17 protein-coding genes are annotated in these 20391 nt (G+C 71.8%); 8 read left to right on the top strand and 9 right to left on the bottom strand.

Annotated elements, in window-relative coordinates; translation table 11 throughout:
* Positions 1-4 precede the first annotated feature (4 nt).
* Positions 5-415, bottom strand: a complete 411-nt coding sequence (locus AW271_RS03730) for a hypothetical protein (RefSeq protein ID WP_062331688.1) — start codon at positions 413-415, stop codon at positions 5-7.
* The gene (locus tag AW271_RS03735; RefSeq protein ID WP_062331691.1) at positions 415-1674 is read right to left on the bottom strand and encodes an MFS transporter; all 1260 of its coding nucleotides are present in this window, start codon (positions 1672-1674) and stop codon (positions 415-417) included. The genes AW271_RS03730 and AW271_RS03735 overlap by 1 nt, the downstream gene beginning before the upstream one ends.
* 91 nt (positions 1675-1765) lie before the next feature.
* Here AW271_RS03735 and AW271_RS03740 point away from each other — a divergent pair, with 91 nt between their 5' ends.
* Positions 1766-2437 carry a GntR family transcriptional regulator gene (locus AW271_RS03740; protein ID WP_062333055.1) on the top strand — a complete coding sequence of 224 codons (672 nt, stop codon included), beginning with the start codon at positions 1766-1768 and terminating at the stop codon, positions 2435-2437.
* A 261-nt stretch (positions 2438-2698) separates the two neighbouring features.
* On the opposite strand, the gene AW271_RS03745 is transcribed toward AW271_RS03740, so the two are convergent.
* Positions 2699-4408, bottom strand: coding sequence for an alpha-amylase family glycosyl hydrolase (locus AW271_RS03745; protein WP_083976031.1), 1710 nt, complete (start codon positions 4406-4408; stop codon positions 2699-2701).
* 11 nt (positions 4409-4419) lie between these two features.
* On the bottom strand, positions 4420-4821 hold the full coding sequence (locus AW271_RS03750; RefSeq protein ID WP_062331694.1) for a winged helix-turn-helix transcriptional regulator: 402 nt from the start codon (positions 4819-4821) through the stop codon (positions 4420-4422).
* A 63-nt stretch (positions 4822-4884) separates the two neighbouring features.
* Here AW271_RS03750 and AW271_RS03755 point away from each other — a divergent pair, with 63 nt between their 5' ends.
* Positions 4885-5493: an LUD domain-containing protein gene (locus AW271_RS03755; RefSeq protein ID WP_062331697.1), complete on the top strand. Its 609-nt coding sequence runs from the start codon at positions 4885-4887 to the stop codon at positions 5491-5493.
* Between the two features lie 133 nt (positions 5494-5626).
* Here the strand turns inward: AW271_RS03755 and AW271_RS03760 are convergent, their stop codons facing one another.
* Positions 5627-6454 (bottom strand): metallophosphoesterase family protein, encoded by an 828-nt coding sequence (locus AW271_RS03760; protein WP_062331699.1) that lies wholly within the window; start codon positions 6452-6454, stop codon positions 5627-5629.
* 54 nt (positions 6455-6508) lie between these two features.
* Positions 6509-7624, bottom strand: coding sequence for a serine hydrolase domain-containing protein (locus AW271_RS03765; protein WP_062331702.1), 1116 nt, complete (start codon positions 7622-7624; stop codon positions 6509-6511).
* Positions 7625-7680: 56 nt separating this feature from the next.
* Between AW271_RS03765 and AW271_RS03770 the strand changes: the two genes are divergently transcribed.
* From AW271_RS03770 to AW271_RS03790, 5 genes are all read left to right on the top strand, one after another.
* On the top strand, positions 7681-9021 hold the full coding sequence (locus AW271_RS03770; RefSeq protein WP_062331705.1) for an SWIM zinc finger family protein: 1341 nt from the start codon (positions 7681-7683) through the stop codon (positions 9019-9021).
* Positions 9018-11663, top strand: a complete 2646-nt coding sequence (locus AW271_RS03775; protein WP_062331708.1) for a DUF7824 domain-containing protein — start codon at positions 9018-9020, stop codon at positions 11661-11663. The genes AW271_RS03770 and AW271_RS03775 overlap by 4 nt, the downstream gene beginning before the upstream one ends.
* 312 nt (positions 11664-11975) lie before the next feature.
* Complete coding sequence (locus tag AW271_RS41355; protein ID WP_218007929.1) at positions 11976-14396, top strand: terpene synthase family protein; 2421 nt, start codon at positions 11976-11978, stop codon at positions 14394-14396.
* Between the two features lie 104 nt (positions 14397-14500).
* Positions 14501-15292 (top strand): SAM-dependent methyltransferase, encoded by a 792-nt coding sequence (locus AW271_RS03785; protein WP_062331710.1) that lies wholly within the window; start codon positions 14501-14503, stop codon positions 15290-15292.
* Positions 15293-15398: 106 nt separating this feature from the next.
* Complete coding sequence (locus AW271_RS03790; protein ID WP_062331712.1) at positions 15399-16361, top strand: adenylate/guanylate cyclase domain-containing protein; 963 nt, start codon at positions 15399-15401, stop codon at positions 16359-16361.
* 45 nt (positions 16362-16406) lie between these two features.
* Here the strand turns inward: AW271_RS03790 and AW271_RS03795 are convergent, their stop codons facing one another.
* The 3 genes from AW271_RS03795 to AW271_RS03805 form a co-directional block, all read right to left on the bottom strand.
* Complete coding sequence (locus AW271_RS03795; protein ID WP_245652911.1) at positions 16407-16670, bottom strand: hypothetical protein; 264 nt, start codon at positions 16668-16670, stop codon at positions 16407-16409.
* Positions 16671-16795: 125 nt separating this feature from the next.
* Entirely contained in the window at positions 16796-17530 is a 735-nt protein-coding gene (locus AW271_RS03800; RefSeq protein WP_245652912.1) for an ABC transporter permease, read from the bottom strand.
* An 81-nt stretch (positions 17531-17611) separates the two neighbouring features.
* Positions 17612-19693, bottom strand: a complete 2082-nt coding sequence (locus AW271_RS03805) for a hypothetical protein (protein WP_062331726.1) — start codon at positions 19691-19693, stop codon at positions 17612-17614.
* Positions 19694-19889: 196 nt separating this feature from the next.
* On the opposite strand from AW271_RS03805, the gene AW271_RS03810 reads away from it, so the two are divergent.
* Positions 19890-20391, top strand: a 502-nt coding sequence (locus AW271_RS03810; protein WP_174553063.1) for a TauD/TfdA family dioxygenase, incomplete at its 3' end; no start/stop codon positions are given.

Genomic DNA, 20391 nt, shown 5'->3' on the forward strand with positions numbered 1-20391 from the left:
CGCCTCATGTCCCGCACACCTCGTTGAGCGCCTTCCCCTGCTGCCGGAGCGCCGCCTCCAGCTTGTCGACGTTCTCCTGGCGCTGCCGGTCGGACTCGACCTTCGCGAGGTACTGCTCGGCGATGGTGTCGCCGGTGGTGGTCACCTGCGTGGGCCGGAACCCGGCCATCGTCTTCTCGAGCGCGGTGAGCGCGTTCTTGACGCCCTCGTCGGCGGCCCCGGCGGCGGTGGTGCGTAACCGGTCGCCGGTCGCCTCGGTCATCAGGCGCACCACCTCCTCGGGGGCCACGTCGGTGATGCTCAGCGCGTAGGCGACGAGCTTGCGGCCGTCGCCGCACGCCTTCGTGTCGGCCTCGCTCAGCCCGCCGCATCCCGCGAGCAGCAGCACGGACCCGGCGATCAGCAGCCGCCGCATCAGACCCGCACCTCCGCCTTGGCGGGCGCCGCGATCACGCCGGCGGCGGTGATCCCCAGCGCGACCAGCACGTAGAGCGAGATCGCCAGAGTGGTGCCGAACCGGTCGAGCAGCGCCAGCGCGATGATCGGCGCCAGCGCCCCGCCCAGCACCCCCGCCAGCTGGTAGCCCATCGACGCCCCGCTGTAGCGCAGCCGGGTGCTGAACAACTCGGCGATGAACGCGGCCTGCGGTCCGTACATGGCCGCATGGCAGGCCAGCGCCACCACCGTCGCGAACACGATGAGCGCGAACGACCCCGTGTCGAGCAGCGGGAAGAACACGAACGCCCACACCGCCGCGCCCGCCGCCCCCGCCAGGTAGACGGGCTTGCGGCCGACCCGGTCGGACAGCGCGCCGAACAACGGGATCAGGAACAACTGGCACGCCGACGCGATCAGCACCGCGTTCAGCCCCGTCTGCCGGTCGAGGTTCAGCGTGCCGGTGACGTAGGTGAGGATGTAGAGGGTGAACGTGTAGAACGCGACGTCGACCCCGATGCGCGCGGCGATGGCCGACAACAGGGCGCGCGGATGCGTGGTGATCACGTCGATCAGCGGCATGCGGGCCTTGGCGGGCATCTCGGCGTACAGAGGCGACTCGGCGACCCGCACCCGGATCCAGAGCCCCACCCCCACGAGCACGCCCGACAGCAGGAACGGGATCCGCCACCCCCAGTCGAGGAACGCCTGCTCGGGCAGGGTCGCCGACAACACCCCGAGCGCCCCGGCCGCCAGCAGGTTCCCGGCCGGCACCCCGACCTGCGGCCAGCTGGCGTTGAAGCCCTTCCGGGCGGGGTCGCCGTGCTCCATCGTCATCACCACCGCGCCGCCCCACTCGCCGCCGAGGCCGAGCCCCTGCAGGAAGCGCAACGTCACGAGCAGGACCGGCGCGGCCACGCCGATGGCGGCGTAGGTCGGCAGCAGCCCGATGAGGAACGTCGCGACCCCCATCAGCAGGAGCGTCGCGACCAGCACCCCCCGGCGCCCGACCCGGTCGCCGAAGTGGCCGAACACGATGCCGCCCAGCGGCCGGGCGACGAAGCCGACCGCGTAGGTCGTGAGGGCGAGCAGGGTGCCGGTGAGCGGCTCGAACGTCGGGAAGAAGACCTTGCCGAAGACGAGGGTGGCGGCGGTGCCGTAGAGGAAGAAGTCGTACCACTCCAGGGACGTGCCGATCAGGCTTGCGACGATCACCCGGCGGGACTGGGAGGTTGCCATGACGCTCCTTCGTGGGGAGGTGGGCCATTTTCAACATAAGAATCGTTGAACAATTCGACAAGGGGTTTGTTCTCATGTTTTGCTGGTTACCGTGCGTGAACAGACGACCGGGCCCCATCTCCTGCGAACCAGCACCGCCGAACTCGTCGCGGGCGTGCTCCGCGACCGCATCGCCCAAGCGGTCTACGCACCCGGCGAACGCCTCTCCGAAGAGGCCATCGGCGCCGAACTGGAGATCTCCCGCAACACCTTGCGCGAGGCGTTCCGCCTGCTCGGCCACGAGAGACTGCTCGTGCACAAGCTCAACCGGGGCGTGTTCGTCCGGGTCCTGTCGGCCTCTGACGTGAAAGACCTCTACCTGGTGCGCCGCGTCATCGAATGCGCGGCCGTGCGCAACTCGGCCGGGGGAGACGTCACGGCCTGCCGGGAGGCGGTCGAAGACGGCGAACGGGCGGCTGCCGCCGATCAGTGGCGCGACGTGGGGACGGCGAACCTGCGCTTCCACCAGGCTCTGGTGGCGCTGCACGGGAGTTCACGGCTCGACGAGCTGATGGGGCAGCTGCTGGCCGAGCTGCGGCTCGTCTTTCACGTGATGGAGAACCCGGGGGCGTTTCACGCGCCGTTCGTGGCCCGGAACCGGGTGCTGACGGGGTTGCTGGAGGAGGGGCGCGTGGGGGAGGCGGAGCGGTACCTGTCGCGGTATCTGGATGACGCGGAGGCTTTACTGCAGGCGGCGTTCAGCTCGGGATCCCAGCCCGGCTGACCTGGGCTGGGGCGGCTGTGTGATTCGGGGTCCGGATCTGATGTTCAGGACGATCCGTTTCACGACCGGCCAGAGACCGACTTGAGCTGGGTCTGGGGCGGCGTCGCTCCGCATCACAACCGGAGTGCAACTTGAGATGGTGATCCGGCCACGCCTGCGACTCCTGGCCGAACCAACAGCCGACAGGTGGCCACCTCGACCGGCGAGGTGCTGTTCTGCTGGCGATCGTGAAGGTTGGCCTGATCGGGGAGGCCGGGTATTTCAGCCGAGGATCGCCATTCCCGCCGGCGGAAGGGTGACTCGCACCAGCGCGCGGCCCTCGTGGTGGACGACCGAAGGCGGGGTCGCCTCCCCGTAGAGCACCGACAGGACCGAGCCCTCCGGATGGAACGGGCGGTGGATGGTGACCAGGGCCGTCATCGGGTTGAGGGTCGGGTTGAGGGCCACCAGGACCTCGCGGTCGTGGAGGATGCGCGACCACGCCGTCAGTTCGCCCGTCGCCGGCAGCCGGAACGGGCCGCCCGTCGAGATCTCCCGCAGGTACATGCGCCCCCGCCGCAGCGCCAGCCCCACGCCGTCGGGGCGGTTGCGCACCGCCGCCAGTTCCCGGATCCTCCGGTACGCCGGATGCTCCGGATCGAAGAAGTGACACCCCTGGGTGCCGAACGCCCCGAACGTCCCGCCGAACATCGACTCGCGGATGTAACGGTCGTCGCCCCCGGCCGGTGACGCGCCGTCGAAGGCCTGCTCAGTGCCGTAGTAGACGCACGGAATGCCCAGCGTGGTGAGCTGCACGCCGACCGCGTGGGCGACCTGGGTGTCGGAGTGGGGCCCGGCGTTGCCCGCCGAGAAGCGGCGGCGTTCGCGGCCGACCATGTCGTGGTCGTCGAACATCGTCACGTGGTAGCGGCCGGTCTCCCGGTGGCCGCCGAGGATGTCGTGGCCGTGATACTGCGCGAAGAACGCCTGCGGGTCGGCGAAGCCCTTGACCAGCCCGGCGATCAGCGCCGCCGGCTGGCCGATGTCGAGCACCGCGTCGACGTTGCGGCCGAAGACGTCGAGGTAGTCGCGCGCCATCGCCGCGCCGCCGGTCACCTCGCCGAGCAGCAGGAAGTTCTCCTTCCCGACCGACTCGGCGTATTCGCGGATCGCGCCGCAGAAGTTCCGCGACACCTCCCACGGCACGTGCTTCACCGTGTCGATCCGGAACCCGTCACAGTCGGTGAACGCGATCCAGTGCTTGTAGACGTCCACGACCGCCGACAGGACGTCGTCGCGGGTGAGGGTCAGGTCTTTCAACGTCTGGAAGTCGCCCCGCCGGAACTCGACGTCGGGGTGGAGCGGGTCCTCCCACGGTTCGGGGTCCCAGCGGCCGATGCTGCCGGCGCGGGTGTACCACTCGGGATTCTGGAACGGCTCCGGCCAGACGCCGTCGCCCCGGGCGGCGATGCGGGGCACGCTGGCTCCGTGGGCCGACCGCCAGCCGTGCACCGGGTAGGGCGGGGCGAACCGGTAGGGGAGCTGGGAGACGGGGGAGCCGCCGTCGTCGTAGAACCAGTTGTCGCCGGTGTGGTTGTAGATGACGTCGAGGAGCACGTACATGCCCAGGTCGTGGGCCTTGGCGACGAGGGTGCGTAAGTCGTCGGGGCTGCCGAACCTGGGGTCGACGTCCAGGAAGTCCTGGATGCCGTAACCGTGGTAGGTCTCCAGGTCGGGACGCTGCTTCCAGACCGGGCCGAGCCACAGGGTGGTGACGCCGAGGTCGCGCAGGTAGCTCAGCTTGCCGGTGATCCCGCTGATCGTGCCGCCCTGGAAACGCGACCCCGAGTCGGCCCAGGCGACCGGGTCGGGGGCCCGGTGGGCGTCGGTCCGGTCGTATTTCGGGCGGGTCTCCTCGCGGCCGTCGCTGAAGCGGTCGGGGAGCAGGAAGTACAGGAACTGGTCACGCCACGTAACCGGGCTCGGATGCATGGGTTCCTCCCCTACATGTCGGCCTGCCGGGCGTCGTAGGCCTCGCGGGCCCGGTCAATCGCGTCCACGTTTGTCATGGACCAGTCCAACAGCCCGCAAACCGCCGAACGCAAAGTGTGACCCAGTGGTGTCAATTCGTAATCGACGCGGGGCGGGACGACGGGATGGACGGTCCGGGTGACCAGGCCGTCGCGTTCGAGGTTGCGCAGGGTGACGGTCAGCATGCGCTGGCTGAGGCCCGGAATCTCCCGTTTGATGACGGTGAAGCGCTTGGTCTCCGTGCCGATGACGTGGATGACGTTGAGCGTCCACTTGTCGGCGACCCGGTCTAGCATCTGCCGCGCCCGGCACAGGCGTTCGTCGCGCGGTTCCCCCGGTGTGCCTGAGGCAGCTGAAAGTGCCGTCTTCTCCATGGCCCAATGGTTCCGCAGAATGTGGTCAGTTACCAGACGGAACCAACGTTGAGATGGGACATCATGACCGAGTCCACCTTCGCCACGCCCGCCGACGAGCCCACACTCCAGCGCGCGGCCGGGGCGCTGAAGGCGAACGGCTTCGACGTCCACGTCGTGGACGACCTGGCGGCGGCCCGCGACCTCGTCCACGGCCTGCTCCCGAAGGACCAGCCGATCTTCACCGCGACCAGCGAGACCCTCCGGGTGTCGGGCCTGGCCGCCGACATCGACGAATCGGGCGACTACATGTCGGTACGCGCCTCCTCCGGCCCGCTCGACGACGTGCGCGACCGGATCAGGCTGGGCGCCACCCCCGAGGTGGTCGTGGGCAGCGTGCACGCCGTGACCGAGGACGGCCGCCTGCTCACCGCGTCGGCCAGCGGCTCACAACTCGCCCCCTACGCGTCCGGCGCCCGGACGGCCGTCTGGGTCGTCGGCTCCCAGAAGATCGTCCCCGACCTGGAGACGGGGCTGCGCCGGCTCCGCGAGCACAGTGTGGTGCTGGAGTCGCAGCGGCTACGCGCGCTCGTCGGGCAGGAGTCGTTCATCGGCCGAATCCTGATCATCGAGAACGAGTTCATGCCCGGCCGGGGCGTCGTCGTGCTGGTCCGCGAAACGGCGGGATTCTGACGCTCAGACCCTCGTTGGTGCGACTGCGGCCGCCACGAGTCGACTGTCCTGATCATGACGTCGCGGGTCGATCGTCAGCACTTCGCCGACGTCGAACAGCACGGTCTCGATCACACGGGCAGACCTTGCGTGATCAGAGCACGGGCAGGATCTGCCGCAGTTGCCCAGGAGCGGCCGCTCGCGGTTTCCACTCCCGCGGGTAACCCAGCGACACCTCCTCGAACCGCACCCCGTCGTACCAGGTCGTCCGCGGAATGTGCAGGTGGCCATAGACCATCGCGACCGCGCCGAACCGGATGTGCCAGTCGGCGGTGCGGTCGGTGCCGCACCAGATGGCGAACTCCGGGTGGCGCAGCACGAACGTGGGGTCGCGGACCAGCGGATAGTGGTTGACCAGGACGGTCGGCAGGCCGCCGGGGCGTTCGGCCAGGCGGCGTTCGGTCTCCTCGGCGCGGGCGGCGCACCACTCGTCGATGCCGTCGTAGGGGTCGGCGTGGAGGACCATCTCGTCGGTGCAGACGACGCCCTTGTCGTAGGCGAGCTGGAGCGCCGCCTCCTTGGTCGTGACGCCGGGCATGCGGTAGCTGTAGTCGTAGAGGACCATCAGAGGGGCGACCGTGACCGGGCCGTCGGGGCCCTCCCAGGTCGGGTAGGGGTCTTCGGGGGTGACGACGCCCAGGTCACGGGCCACCTTCACCAGGTGGTCGTAGCGTTCGACGCCGCGGAGCTGGACGGTCTCGGTCGGGTGGGTCCACAGGTCGTGGTTGCCGGGGGCCCAGACGACCTTGGCGAAGCGGCCGGCGAGGGTGCCCAGCACCCACTCGAAGTCGGCGACCTTCTCGGACACGTCTCCGGGCAGCAGGAGCCAGTCGCTCTCCGACCGGGGGCGGATGCGCTCGACGATCTCCCGGTTCTCGGGGTAGCCGACGTGTACGTCGCTGATCGCCAGAAGAAATGTCATAACGGGCAGTCTCTCCAACCTGGACGCCCAAATCCACCTGCGAGCCGCTCGCCGTCATCCGGCGAGTTGTCGCCGGACCAGGTCGCTGATCGTGGTGGCGGTGGTGAAGTCGGTGCTCAGCACGTTCTTCGTCAGGGCGAAGGCCAGGCCCGTCTTCGTGTCGGCGTAGGCGGTGCTGCCGCCAGCGCCCGAGACGCCGAACGTGGCCGGGTCGGGATCGGCGAACGCGCCCGGGTGGCCGATGCCGTAGCCGAGGCCCCATCTCACGGGGTTGCCGAAGACGGCGTCGACGCCCTCGTAGGAGATCGCGGAGATCTCGCGGAGGCGTTCGGGGGAGATCAGCCGCACGCCGTCGACCTCGGTCAGCAGCGCCGAGTAGAGGCGGGCCATCGCGCGGGCCGTCATCTTGCCCCCGGCCGGGATGTCGGCGGCCAGGATGTCGGGCCGGTTGCCGAAGTTGGCGGTCGGCGACAGCGCCATCGGGTTGGCCTTGAACATCGGCAGGTCGGGCAGCTCGGCCGGCAGGCCCGGCGGCGGCTCGGGCGACGGGGCGTCTTCGAGCACGGCCAGCCGGTGGTGCTGGTCGGCGGGCATGCCGAAGTAGAGCTCGCCGGCCACTCCGAGCGGGCCGGCGACCTCGTCGTAGAGGACCTCGGAGATCTTTCTGCCGGTCACCCGCCGGACGATCTCGCCGACGATGTAGCCGAAGCTGTAGGCGTGGTAGCCCATCTCGGCGCCGGGCTCCCACCAGGGCTCGGCGGCGGCGATGGCCGCGCACATCCCGTCCCAGTCGCAGAGGTCTTCGGCGGTCGTGGTGAGCGGGATGCCGGGCACGCCCACGGTGTGGTTGAGGGCCATGCGGACCGTCGCCCGGGCTTTGCCGTGGGCGGCGAACTCGGGCCACACCTCGGCGATCGGCGTGTCGTAGCCGATCAGCCCGCGTTCGGCCAGCACGTGGAGCACCGTGGAGGTGGCGCCCTTGCCGACGGAGTAGTTGTAGAACGGCGTGTCGGGCGTCACCGCGCGCCCGGTGGCCGGGTCGGCCACCCCCGACACGGCGTCGACGACGGGCTCGCCGCCGAGGTAGACCGCCACCTGGACGCCGCGCTCGACGCCCTTCTCGACGAGTTCGTCGATCGCGGCCTGGACGTCCCCCTGCAGATCGCTCATGTGTTCGAGTATAGCGAGTTCTTGGAATGTCGGTCGACGCCGTTAGAGTCCCGGCCATGTCTGACGCGCAGATCGCGTACTCATATTCGCGAGCCTCCGAACTCGATTTCGCCGCCGGCCTCCTGGGCCTGTCCACCTCCGGCGGGTTCACCCCTTCCGGCCTGGTCGCCCGGCCCCATTTCTTCAGCGGCGTGCTGACCAACGCCGCCCCCGCCGCGGCCGCCCTGATCGGCCTGGCCGACGTCGCCAAGACCCGCTACTACGAGATGCGCGCCGTGACGTTCATGCGCGACCCGGTGGTGACGTGCAACGGCGACCGGCTGCGGTTCGAGTCGTTCTCCGCGTGCGGCGGCGTCTACGCGCGGCTCGACGTGCTGCAGCAGGCCCTCGACGGCGACGTGGTCGAGGTCGGCACCACCAACGTCGACGTCAACGTGCCGCTGCGCAAGGCGCTGGCCCGCGTCGGCGGCACCGACCCCCTCCACCTGGCCGTGGGCGACGACGAGGTGGTCGCCACCACCCTCGACGGCGCGGTGGTGGAGAAGAAGGTGCCGCTGCCCGAGCGCTGGTTACGCGGCTTCGCCGAGGTCCAGGTGATCGCCTCCCGGTTCGACCTGCGCGCCTCGCTGGGCCGGGCCGAGGCCGTGAAGTTCGTGCGCGACCTGCCCAAGCGCGGCGTGTTGTGGGCGGTGCCCGCCGGGCGGTCGCTGCGGCTGACCGCGCGTCCCGCGCCCGGGGCGGTCTGCCTGGCCGGGCCCGAGCGGCTGGCCGTGCTCGCGCCGCTGCTGCGGTTCGCGACCGGGCTGCGCGTCTACGGCCCCGTCGTCGAGGGCACCCTGCCCATGGCGTCCGCGTGGGAACTGGAGCTGCCCGGCATGCGGTTCACGCTCACCCTGTCGCCCGAGCTGCGGCGAGGATTCTCCGGCGAGGGGGCCGTCCTCGACGACCTGAGCGGCGACACCGTCGCCGACGACGCCGACCTGGTCGGCATGCTGCTGCGGTTCGAGCCCCGCCTCGACGCCGACCTGCTCGCCGAGCAGTCGGGCCTGACCCGCGCCCGCGTCGGCGCCGCCCTCACCCGCCTGGGCACCGGCGGCCGCGTCGGCTACGACGTCGCCGAGGCCGCCCACTTCCACCGCGAGCTGCCCTACGACGCCGGCCGCGTCCTGGCCATGAACCCCCGCCTGAAGTCGGCGCTCGACCTGGTCGAGCGGGGGGCCGTGCGGTTCACCGGGCCCGGCGTGGCCCAGGTGAACGAACGCACCGTCCGGCTGACCCCCGGCTCCGCGCCCACCTGCACCTGTCCCTGGTGGATCGACTACCGAGGGTCGCGAGGGCCGTGCAAACACGTGCTGGCCGCCCAGAAGGTCGCGTCCCTGGTCGAGGTGACGGCATGACCTCCGTCATCGGGCTGATCGGGCAGAGCAGGCACGCCTTCATCCCCGCCGCGATCGAGGCGCTCGACGCCGCCGGGCGCAAGGAACTCCTGGCCGAGCTGACCGCCCGGCTGCGACTGTTCGGCGAGTGGCGGTTCGCGACCGACCACCGCCACGAGGTCACCGGGCTGCGGCTCGCGGGCGCCCTCTGCCACGGCGGCGCCGGTCAGGTCGCCACCTGGCTCAACCGGCGCGAGCTGCGTGAACCCGACGACCCGTGGGCCGACGCGACGGTCATCGCCGGCGCGCTGCGCGGACGTCCACTCGACTGGCGCGCCGACCTGGCGCGGCGGCTGACGGCCGCGCTGCGCGCGCCCCGCGAGGCGAACTGGACGTGGCGGCGCGCCGACGGCGGCCCGCCCGGATTCGCGCTGGCCCGCACGATGCTGCTCGAGACCGGCGCCGAACCCGAGGGCGACGCGTTCGTCGTCTGCTGGGCGTGGCACGCGTTCGTCACGGGCGACCTGAAGAACGACCCCATCGCCGAGACGATGGTGCCGCGCCTGTTCGACACCGAGGGGGCGTCGGCGCCCTTCCGCAACAGCTGGGAGAGCCCGGCCACCACGAAGTTCATCGATCGGCTGCTCGCCGAGACGAAGAAGGGCCGGTTCGACCGGTCCATGATCCTCGACGGCACGATCGGCCGCTTCCTGATCGGCGGCGACCTCCGGAACCTCGTCATGTTCGTGGAGCTGCGCCGCCGGTTCGAGCCGGGCCTCGACGAGATGCCCGCCCGCGACCTGGTCCGCTGCCTGCCCGCCTCGCCCGCCAACGTCGCCGACCTCGCCGTCGAGGAACTGCGCGCGCTCGACCTGGCCGGCCGCCTCGACGCCGATCTGTTCGGCGAGGCCGTCGGCGCCCTGGCGCTGCGGGCCGAGAAGAAGCACATCGCCGCCGCGCTCAAGTGGATCTCCGAGACGTTCAAGGTCACCAAGGCCGACCCCGTCAGGGCCGAGGGCGCGCTGCTCGCCCTGGCCGACGTCTTCTCCGCCGAGACCCCCGCGACCCGCGCCCGCGCGATCCGGCTCGCCGTCAAGCTCGGCGCCGTGGGCGACACCGCCCGCGCGGCCGTCGCCGACGCGGCCGCCCGGTTGTCGGCCGACGAACGGGAGCCGCTGGCCGCCGCGTTCGGCGTGACCGACCCGGCTGAGGAAGAGGTGTTCACCGGCGTCCCCCTGGTGAGCGCGCCGCCGCTGCCGCCGCCGATCCGCACCGTGCCAGAACTCGTGATCGAGCTGAAGGACGTCCAGCGCTCCGACGACCCGGACGCCTCCGAGCGCATCATGGCCGCTCTGGTGGAGCTGAGCCACCACGACCGCGACGCCATGGCCGCCGACCTCAAGGCCGACTTCGAGCCCACGGCCTGGGAGTTCTTCCGGAACATCGGCCATGTGCCCGACAATTCGGGCTGGTTGCTGTTCTGGGCCGCGGCCCTGATCGGCGACCACGCCGACGAGGCCTTCCTCGCCCGGGCCCGCAAGCTGCTCGGGCTGAACCCGTCGTTCCTCCAGCGCATCAAGGAGATGGCGCTGCCGCCCCGCGACCCCCACCGCAGCCGCCGCACGCCGCACGCCCGCCTGTTCCGGCAGCGCGTCACCGAGATCGTGCACATGGCCGCGCAGGGGGAGACCCGTCCCTGCCTGCTCGCCACCCCGACGCTCCCGGGTCACCTCGTCGACCCCGAGACCCTGCTGGCCCGCCTCGAGGCCCTCGGCGACCGCGAGCCGCTCCCCGCCGACCTCACCCAGGCCCTGCTCCGCCTGCCGCGCGAGGTCGACGCCTCGGTCGCCGACCGCGCCGAGAAGATCGGCGGCCACGGGGGCCGCATGCTGGCCGAATGGGTCCGCGACGGCGGCCTGCCCGACCCGATCGTCGAGTGGACCGTCAAGGCCATTAACCGCCACGGCTGGATCGACCGCAGGCCGGTCGTCACGATGGACCCGGGCCGGCGCCTGCCCGACCACATCGACGCCCTGGTCACCCTGTCGCCCGACGACGACTACGACTACTGGATCCAGCCCCGCGACATCTGGGTCGGCACCCTGCCCGGCCACCCGGAGGCCACCGCGGCCTTCTTGCTCCGCTGGATCTGCGCCTGGGCCGAGCAGAGCGACCCCGCCGGCGAGGCCGTCATCCCGCTCGCCGTGGCCCCCGGCCCGGTCGGCCCCGTCGTCGCCGCGACGGTCGTCGCCGCGATGGGCCACCAGCGGGCCGTCCAGCGCTCGGCGGCCGGCGAGGCGTTCCTGGCCCTGGCGGGCCGCCCCGACTTCCCGGCCGAGGGCGTCGGCGACGCGATCCGCCGCCTGGTGACGGGCGACATCCTGAAGCTCAACCGCATCACCGAGGTCCTCGGCCAGTCGGCCGACGCGGGGGCTCACGCGGCCGTCTGGGAGGTGCTGTCGATCGCCCTGCCCGGCCTGCTGCCGGACGAGGGCGCCAAACCCCGCTCGGGGCTGGGCGACCTGCTGGGCGTGGCGGTCAAGGCGGCCCGGGTGTGCGGGGCGAAGGGGAAGGTGCCGGGCCTGGCCGAACTGGCGGCCCGGAAGGGCTCCAGCCGGGTGAACATGGAGGCCAGATCCCTGGCGAAACAACTCGCGGAATGACCGCGCGGGTGGGCCGGTCCCCGCGACCGGCCCACCCCGAGGGGCTCCGGTCCGGCGTCTCGGACGATCCGTCCTGGGCCCACCTGGGTGGCTCGACCTCTTCGAGGGCCCAGCACATCTGCGGTTCGACCTCTCCGGCGAGTGGGCCACGCCGACCGCCCCAGGGTTGTCGGCGGCCCCGCCCACCACAGCGGGCAGACCACGATTTGAGCGGAAGGTCCGGCGGAAGGGTGAGATCTTCGGGTCTTGCGGTGATCCCACGGAAAGTGCCAGGGTCGTCACGGCGAGTACCGTTCGAGGAGAGGAGCCTCTTTGAAGGCCTTCACCATGCCCGAGTTCTACGTGCCATACCCCGCCCGCCTCAACCCCCATCTGGAACGTTCCCGCACCCACACCATGGCGTGGGCGAAGGAGATGGGCATGCTCGACGCGCCCAAGCCGGGGGGCGGGGTCGTGTGGACCGCCGAGGAGCTCGACCGCATGGACTACGCGCTCATGTGCGCGTACACCCACCCCGACTGTGACGGCCCCGCGCTCGACCTGGTCACCGACTGGTACGTGTGGGTGTTCTTCTTCGACGACCACTTCCTGGAGTTGTTCAAGCACTCCCGCGACTTCGCCGGCGCGCAGCGCTACCTCGACCGGCTGGAGCTGTTCATGGGCGACAGCCCGCCCGAGCCGGAGAACCCGGCCGAGGCCGGGCTTCGCGACCTGTGGGAGCGCACGGTTCCGCACATGTCGGCCGACTGGCGGGAGCGGTTCGTCGTGTCGACCCACAACCTGATGGTCGAGTCGATGTGGGAGCTGGAGAACATCGACCGGGGGCGGATCGCCAACCCGATCGAGTACGTCCAGATGCGCCGCCGCGTCGGGGGCGCGCCCTGGTCGGCCAACCTGGTCGAGTTCGCCGCGGGGGCCGAGGTGCCCGGCGGGCTGGCGGCGACGCGGCCGCTGCGGGTGTTGTCCGACACCTTCTCCGACGCCGTCCACCTGCGCAACGATCTGTTCTCCTACCAGCGCGAGGTGGCCGAGGAGGGGGAGAACTCCAACGCCGTGCTGGTGCTGGAGAAGTTCCTCGGCGTCACCACGCAGGAGGCCGCCGAGCGGGTCAACGATCTGCTGACCTCCCGGTTGCAGCAGTTCGAGACGACCGCGCTGACCGAGGTCCCGGCGCTGCTGGCCGAACGCGCCGTGCCGCCCCACGAGCAGGCCGCCGTCGGCCGCTACGTCAAGGGCCTGCAGGACTGGCAGTCGGGCGGTCACGAGTGGCACATGCGGTCGAGCCGCTACATGAACGAGGGCATGGTCTCCGGCAAGATCCAGAAGCCTCATGGTCTCGGTACGTCGACCCTGCGCATCGGCCTGGAGAAACGCGCCAGGCAACACTCCCACGTGCCGTTCGAGCGGGTCGGGCCGCAGCCCGTGCCGGAGTCGCACCTGCCCTATCCGATGCGCATGAGCCCCCACCTCGAGGCGGCCCGCCGCCACGCGGTGGCCTGGGCGCGCGAGACCGGCCTGCTCGACGGGACGATCTGGGACGAACGCCGCTTCCGGGGCATCGACCTGGCCCACTGCGCCGCCATGATCGACGCCGACGGCACCCCGGAACAGGTCTGCCTGACCACCGACTGGCTGACCTGGGGCACCTACGGCGACGACTACTACCCCGTGACCTTCGGCGCCACCCGCGACCTCGCCGGGGCCAGGGCGCTGACCGCGCGGCTCAAGGCGATCATGGCGGAGGCGGCGCCGCCGCTCGCCGCACCGCCATCCGCCACGCCGTCGCCTGCCGAACCGTTGCCTGCCGAACCGTTGCCTACCGCGCCGTCGCTCGCCGCGCCGTCGCCTGCCAGGCTGCCGTTCGCCGGGCCACCATCTGCCGGGCTGCCGTTCGCCGGGCTGCCGTCCGCCGGGCCGCCATCTGCCGGGCCGCCATCTGCCGCGCTGCCGTCCGCCGCGCTGCCGTCCGCCGCGCTGCCGTCCGCCGCGCTGCCGTCCGCCGCGCCGGCGTCCGCCGGACCGATGGAGCGGGGGCTGGCCGACCTGTGGCGGCGTACCGCCGGAGGACTGCCTGAGCGGGCGCGGGCCGGGTTCCGGGTCGCGGTCGAGGACATGCTCGACAGCTGGGTGTGGGAGCTCGACAACCAGGCCGCCGGGCGGATCCCCGATCCCGTCGACTACATCGAGATGCGCCGCCGGACCTTCGGGTCCGACCTGACGGCCAGTCTCGCCCGGCTGGCGGCGGCCGAGGTGGTCGACGACGAGATCTACCAGTCGAGGGTCATGCGGGAGCTGGAGACCGCGGCGCAGGACTACGGCTGCTTCACCAACGACCTGTTCTCCTACCAGAAGGAGATCGAGTTCGAGGGGGAGCTGCACAACATGGTCCTGGTCGTGGAGAACTTCCTCGACGTCGACCGGGTCACCGCCCGCGCGATCGTGGTCGACCTGATGAACGAGCGCATGCGCCAGTTCGAGCACATCCTGGCCAACGGGCTCCCGGCCATGCTCGCCATGATCGGCGATCCCGAGGTGAGCCGGGTGCTGGAGCGCCACGCCGCCATGCTCAAGGACTGGATGGCCGGGATCATGGAGTGGCACCGCCGCTGCGCCCGCTACACCGAGCCCGAGCTGCTCCGGTTGCGCGCCGAGTCGGTCGCGCCGCCGCCCCGGCTGGTGCTGCTGCCGTCGGGCCTGGGCACCTCGGCCGTCCGGCTGCTGCCTCGGCGGTAAGCCCCGTTTTCCCGGCGTGGCGGGGTTCGTGACCAGATCACGGGCTCCGCTTCGCCGTGCCGGGAGGGCGGGAAGGCTATGTTGGCTGGAGGGGAAGGAGCGAGATGGCCGGAATACCTCGGCAGCGCCTCGACACCTCGACACCTCATCCGGCACGGGTCTGGGACTACTGGCTCGGCGGCACCGACAACTTCGCGTCCGACCGCGAGGTCGCCGCCCAGATCGTCGAGGTCATGCCCGACCTGCCGATCAACGCCCGGTCCGAACGGCAGTTCATCGGCCGGGTCGTCGGCATGCTCGCCGGCGAGATCGGCGTCGACCAGTTCCTCGACGTCGGCACCGGCATCCCGAACGCCGGGAACACCCATGTGGTGGCCCAGAAGATCAACCCGGCCGCCCGGATCGTGTACGTCGACAACGACCCCATCGTCCTCATCCACGCGCGCGCCCTCCTGGAGAGCACGTCCGAGGGGGCCACCGACTACCTCGACGCCGACCTGCGCCATCCCGACCCGCTTCTCCAGGCCGCCTCGGAGACCCTCGACTTCTCCCGGCCGGTCGGGCTGATGCTGATGGGGGTGATCGAGTTCGTCACCGACGACACCCTGGCGCTCGACACGGTGCACACCCTGATCGACGCCCTGTCGCCGGGCAGCTACGTGGCCATCGCCAGCAGCATGCCGAGCGTGGGCATGCAGCGGGCCGTCGACCTCTGGCACGCCCGGGGCGGCGCGCCGCTGGTCTTGCGCTCGCCCGAGAACCTCACCCGCTTCTTCGACGGTCTCGACCTGCTGGAGCCTGGAGTGGTGTCGCTGCCGCAGTGGCGGCCCGACCCGCTGACCGACTATCGGGACATGGAGGTCTACCAGTACGGGGGCGTGGCCCGCAAAGGCTGAGCATTTGGGGAAATAGCCGGATAAAGTGGCTGGTGGCAAGACTTTTCCCCCACCGAAAGCGCGGGTATCGTGCGTTCTCCGATTTGGGTCGCAGAACGGTTTCCGCATGACGCTTGACGACCCGCGAGTCGACGGGCTGACGGAGGCCTTCCTCCGGCAGCAGCGTCGCTACACCAGTCACCAGGTCGCCGAACTGGCGGGCGTGCCCTTCCACCGGGCCCGCCGCTTCTGGCGCGCCCTGGGCTTCGCCAACGTCGCCGACGACGCGATCGAGTTCACCGACGCCGACGTCGAGGCGCTGCGCACCCTCATGGGCCTGCTCGCCGACGGCACCTACGATGACGAGCACATCATGCTCATGGCCCGCTCCCTCGGCCGGGCCTCCGCCCGCCTCGCCGAGTCGCAGGCCGAGCTCGGCGCCGAGACCCTCGATTTGGCCGGGGTCCCGCTGTCCCGGCGCAGCCACGCGTGGCAGCGCCGCGCCGACCGCGTCGTGCCCGACCTGGAACGCCTTCTCGTGTACGCCTGGCGCCGCCATCTCGCCGCCTCCGCCGGCCGCATCGTCGACCAGGAGACCGCCTCGGCCCGCCTGGCCGTCGGCTTCGCCGACCTGGTGGGCTTCACCCGGCTGAGCCGCCAGATCTCCGAGACCGAACTGGCCCGCCTGGTCGAACGCTTCGAGAGCCGCTCGGCCGACATCGTGGCCTCCTCGGGCGGCCGCATGATCAAGACCCTGGGCGACTCGGTGCTCTGGGTGAGCGACTCGGCCGCCCGCGCCGCCGACATCGCCCTCTCGCTGATCGGCGCGCACGCCCGGGTCAAGGGCATGCCGCAGCTGCGGGTGGGACTGGCGATCGGTCCGGTCATCGGCCGCATGGGCGACGTCTTCGGCACCACGGTCAACCTGGCGTCCCGGTTGACGTCACTGGCTCCGGCGGGCGGCGTGCTGGCCGATCCCGCGATAGCGGGGGAACTGGAGGACCACCCCCGGTTCGGGCTGCGGGCCGAGAGCCTGCAGGTGGTCCGGGGCGTGGGCGAACTGGTGCCCTACCTGGTGTCGAGAGCCTGAGACCGCCCCGGTCGGATGCGGTGCCGGGGCGGTCCCAGTGGTCTCCTACCTGGCGGGCGCGTGAACCCGGGAGCTGCCCGAGGTGCGGGAGCCCATCTCCATGTCGGAGTCCATCTTCCGCATGTCGTCGTCGGTCATGTGGGTCTCCTCGACGCGGAGCGCCACGCCCATGGCCATGAGCGTGGGCGCCCACTGGCCGATGAAGATCCCCCAGCGGTCGGCCCGGTCGAGACCGGCGTCCTCCACCTGCCTGGAGATCATCCAGGTGCAGAAGGACAGCCCGACCGACGCGATGGCGGCGGTGTACATGTGACTGGACCTGAGACCCATACGGTGCAGCTTCTTGATCACTTGCGTACCCCCTTCGGTTCGGGTTGGGCGTGCCCGCTCTGAAGATCCCGAATTCGGGACATATCACGATATGGGGCAGAAATTTACGGCCTGATCAGCCGTCCTCTGGCGGCCAGTTCGACGGTCAGCACGACGGCGAGGGCCTCCGCCGACAGCAGCGCCACCAGGACGACCAGCTGCACGATCCCGGCCTCGATCGGGCCCGCACCGCCGAGGAGCATGCCGACGAACGCGCCCGGGAGGGTGACCAGCCCGACCGTCCGGGTCTGGTCGAGGGCCGGCACCAGCGCCTGGGCGGCGGCGGGGCGGCAGATCTCCAGCCGGGCCTCCCGGGACGTGAAGCCCAGCGCCATGGCCGCCTCCACCTCGCCGTGACGGGTCGTCAGCTCGTCGGCGGCCCGCCGCCCGGCCAGGCCGGTGGCGATCAGGCAGCCGCCGAAGACGATGCCCGCGACCGGGATGATCACGATGCCGTCGAGGGACACCACGCCGGTGCCGGTGAGGATCACGAGGACCGGGGCGCTGCCCGCCGCGATCGGCAGGGCGGCCCAGTAGGTGCCGATCCGGCGGGCGGCGGTGTGGGTCGCGAAGACGTACATGACCAGGATGAACCCCGCGACGGCGAAGCCGTTCGCGACCACCCAGGCGATGACCAGCGACACTGCCCCGAGCTGCACCACGGCCCGCGCGCAGGCCCGCACCACCGCCCACCCGTGCCCCAGCCCACCCAGGGCCGCCACGGCGGCGCCGCCGGCGACCATCAGGACCAGTGCGATCGGCAACGCGGGGGTCGGCGAGATGAGAGAGGCGGATTCCACGGTCGGCAGTATTCCGCCTGCCGCGCGATCTGATCGAGTGGCTTTACTCAGGTCAACTAGGACACCAAGAGCTGACTCGAACTAGAAGTTCTCCCACAGCTGGTCCTCCGGCGCGCGGGCCGGCGGGGAACCCGCGCGGGCCGCCAGGGCCATGGCCTCTGCCAGCAGCGGATGCCCGTCACCCAGGGCCGGCTTGCCGTGGGCGAGGGGCCTGCGGTCGAGCAGGGGAGCGAGCAGATCGCCCACTTCGGCGGCCCTGTCGGAGCGCACGCGCTGCAGGGCGAGGCCCAGGCGGGCGCCAAGCACCGTTGGGTGGGTGGCGTCGAGCTGGACGCCGGCCAGGGCCAGAACCGCCTGGCACGCCTCCTCGGCGGCGGCCTCGCGGCCCTGGGCGGCGGCGACGCGGGCGCGGGCGAGCAGGGTCTCGGCCTGTTCGGGGGCGGCGTCGCCGGGGGCGAGGGCGTCGAGGGCGCGGGCGGCCGACGCCGGGTCGCCCACGGCCAGGCGGGCGGACGCCTGGGCGCGCACGACCGCCTTGGTCTGGGGGAGTTCGGCCAGGTCGGACAGGGCCGTCAGGGCCTCGCCGGAGGCGGTCAGGCCCAGCGAGCGGATCAGCACGGCCTCCTCGTGGAGGCGGGGGGAGACACGTTCGGCGAACCAGGTGGTGGTCACGGTCGCGTCGTCGAGCAGGCGGACCGCCTGGGCCGGGAAGCCGGCGTGCAGTTCGATCTCGGCGAGGCGGACCAGGTCGTACTGGGGCCAGTAGCCCTCGCCCGGGAGGTAGAGGGACCGCAGGCGCATCGCCTCGGTCAGATGGTGGCGGGCCTGGGCGGGATGGGCGGCGGCCAGCAGGGCCTCGGCGAGGGTGACGCGGGCCGAGGCGGTGTTCACGTTGTCCTGGCCGAGGCGGTCTTCGCGGTCGGCCAGGGTGGCCTCGGCGAGGCTGACGCCCTCGGCGACGCGGCCCGCCCTCGTGGTGGCCCGCGCCAGGGCCTGCCGGGTCAGGGTGTGGCGGCGCCAGGCCGGGCCGGCGCCGGCCTTCGGCACCCCGGCGCCGCGGCGGCCGGCCACGTCGGCGAGGATCGCGCGGCCCTTCTCGGCCTGGCCCTCGTCGACGAGCAGTTCGGCCAGGTTGTGCTCGGCGCGGGCGATCAGCGACGCCGGGTCGGCCGAGTCGGGCAGTTTCTCGGCGATGCGCCGCGACTCCTCGAAACAGCCACGGGCGGCGGCGAGGTCGCCCAGCCGCAGCAGGGCCAGGCCGCGCCGCGAGGTCACGTCGCACAGGGTCACGCCGTCGGCGGGGGAGCCGGTCAGCAGCGGGATCAGTTCGGCCCCGACCTCGGCGGCGCGGGCCAGCAGCGGGCTGCTGTCGAGGAGCACCTGGAAGACCACGACCAGGGCGTTGGCGCGCGACCGGCCGTTGGGGCCGATCTTCTCGACCAGTTCGGCGGTGCGCTCGGCGGCGTGGAGGCGGTCGGCCCACTCGCCGGTCAGCGGGATCAGGTCGCGGGCCAGCCAGTAGGCGGCCAGGCCCTCGGCCTGCCGGTCGGCGGGGGCGTCGGCGTCGTCGGACATGGCCCGGAAGGCCAGCTCCGACAGGCGCTCGGCGCTGGTCTTCGCCCAGTTCTCGGGCGGCACCGCGACCGCGCGGGCGGCCTGGTCGAGGCGGGGGGCGAGATATTCGGCGTACGCCGTCACGCGGCCCTCCCAGCCCGCGGCGGCGGCCGAGCCGTAGGTGCCGGTGAGCCAGACGGGCGGGGTCTGCGCGGCCGAGGGGCGCTTCTCGGAGGTCGAGATGTCGCCGATGCCCAGCCGGACCTGGGCCAGCAGGAAACGTTCGACCTGGTGGAAGCGGGCGATGCGACGCAGCGCGGCGGCCACCGACTCGGCCGCGCCGAGCATCGAGGCGACCGGCTCGGGGGCGTTCTCGCCGCTGGTGAACTCGTCGAAGGCGTGTTTGGCGGCGAGCGCGACCAGGACGCGGCGGCTGCGGACCTCGTTGTAGAGCCACACGGCCGAGCGGCCGGTGTCCTTCTCGCCGCCCCGGGGCAACCGGACCCGCTCGGCGACGTCCTCCGCGCGTACCTGGTGGTAGTCGCTGTGCCGGAAGGCGGCGGCGGACGCCGCGGCGATCGCGGCCAGCCTTCGCTCCTGGGCTAGCACCGCTTGGTTCCCCCTATATGAGCTCATTACTCGCGAATATATCTCACTAAGGTTGGGCGAACCCTAGTGAGATGAGCTGACTCTTGCAAGGGTCAACCCGTAAACGCCCTGACCTCGCCCGCTTCGCGACCGGCCACCGCACCAAGGATGCCGCTTCTCTGGAGGCACCACTCACCGGCGGACCAGGAGACGTGCGATGCGGGCATCCGAAAAGACCCATGCGGCGGACGGACTGGCCACGCGGGGATGGGCGGTCGTACGGGGCGCCTGGGACGTGCCCACCCACGCCCAGGCGCTCCGTTTCGCCGCCCTGTTCGGCCGGCCCTCGGCCCGCGACGGCGGCCGTGCCGTCTGGGAGGTCCGGCCGCGGCCACCCGGCGGCACGTTCTCCCAGCGCGGCGGACCGGTTCCGCTGCACACCGACGCGCAGTACCACCCCGACCCCGAGGACCTGGTCTGCCTGTTCGCGGTCCGGCCGGCCGCCGACGGGGGCGACTCGCTGCTGCTGCCCGCGAGCGGGGCCCTCGCCGCGCTGCGCGCCCGCCCCGACGGGGCGCGGGCCGAGGCCGCCCTGCGGCGCCCGCGGTGGGCGTGGCGGATCCCGGCCGTATTCGCCGCAGGGCGGGCCGCGCCGCCCGCGCCGGTGCTCTCCGGGGACACCGTGCGCTGGCGGCCCGACAACCTCGTCCCGTCCGGGG

The sequence above is a fragment of the Herbidospora sakaeratensis genome (assembly GCF_001570525.1).
Classification (GTDB): Bacteria; Actinomycetota; Actinomycetes; order Streptosporangiales; family Streptosporangiaceae; genus Herbidospora; species Herbidospora sakaeratensis.

Excerpts from the sequence above, each read along its gene's own strand:
- AW271_RS03760 (WP_062331699.1), bottom strand. The coding sequence starts at position 6,454 with ATGACATTTCTTCTGGCGATCAGCGACGTACACGTCGGCTACCCCGAG.
- AW271_RS03775 (WP_062331708.1), top strand. The coding sequence starts at position 9,018 with ATGACCTCCGTCATCGGGCTGATCGGGCAGAGCAGGCACGCCTTCATC.
- AW271_RS03790 (WP_062331712.1), top strand. The coding sequence starts at position 15,399 with ATGACGCTTGACGACCCGCGAGTCGACGGGCTGACGGAGGCCTTCCTC.
- AW271_RS03730 (WP_062331688.1), bottom strand. The coding sequence starts at position 415 with ATGCGGCGGCTGCTGATCGCCGGGTCCGTGCTGCTGCTCGCGGGATGC.
- AW271_RS03770 (WP_062331705.1), top strand. The coding sequence starts at position 7,681 with ATGTCTGACGCGCAGATCGCGTACTCATATTCGCGAGCCTCCGAACTC.
- AW271_RS03750 (WP_062331694.1), bottom strand. The coding sequence starts at position 4,821 with ATGGAGAAGACGGCACTTTCAGCTGCCTCAGGCACACCGGGGGAACCG.
- AW271_RS03735 (WP_062331691.1), bottom strand. The coding sequence starts at position 1,674 with ATGGCAACCTCCCAGTCCCGCCGGGTGATCGTCGCAAGCCTGATCGGC.
- AW271_RS03765 (WP_062331702.1), bottom strand. The coding sequence starts at position 7,624 with ATGAGCGATCTGCAGGGGGACGTCCAGGCCGCGATCGACGAACTCGTC.
- AW271_RS03745 (WP_083976031.1), bottom strand. The coding sequence starts at position 4,408 with ATGCATCCGAGCCCGGTTACGTGGCGTGACCAGTTCCTGTACTTCCTG.
- AW271_RS03785 (WP_062331710.1), top strand. The coding sequence starts at position 14,501 with ATGGCCGGAATACCTCGGCAGCGCCTCGACACCTCGACACCTCATCCG.
- AW271_RS03795 (WP_245652911.1), bottom strand. The coding sequence starts at position 16,670 with ATGTACACCGCCGCCATCGCGTCGGTCGGGCTGTCCTTCTGCACCTGG.
- AW271_RS03755 (WP_062331697.1), top strand. The coding sequence starts at position 4,885 with ATGACCGAGTCCACCTTCGCCACGCCCGCCGACGAGCCCACACTCCAG.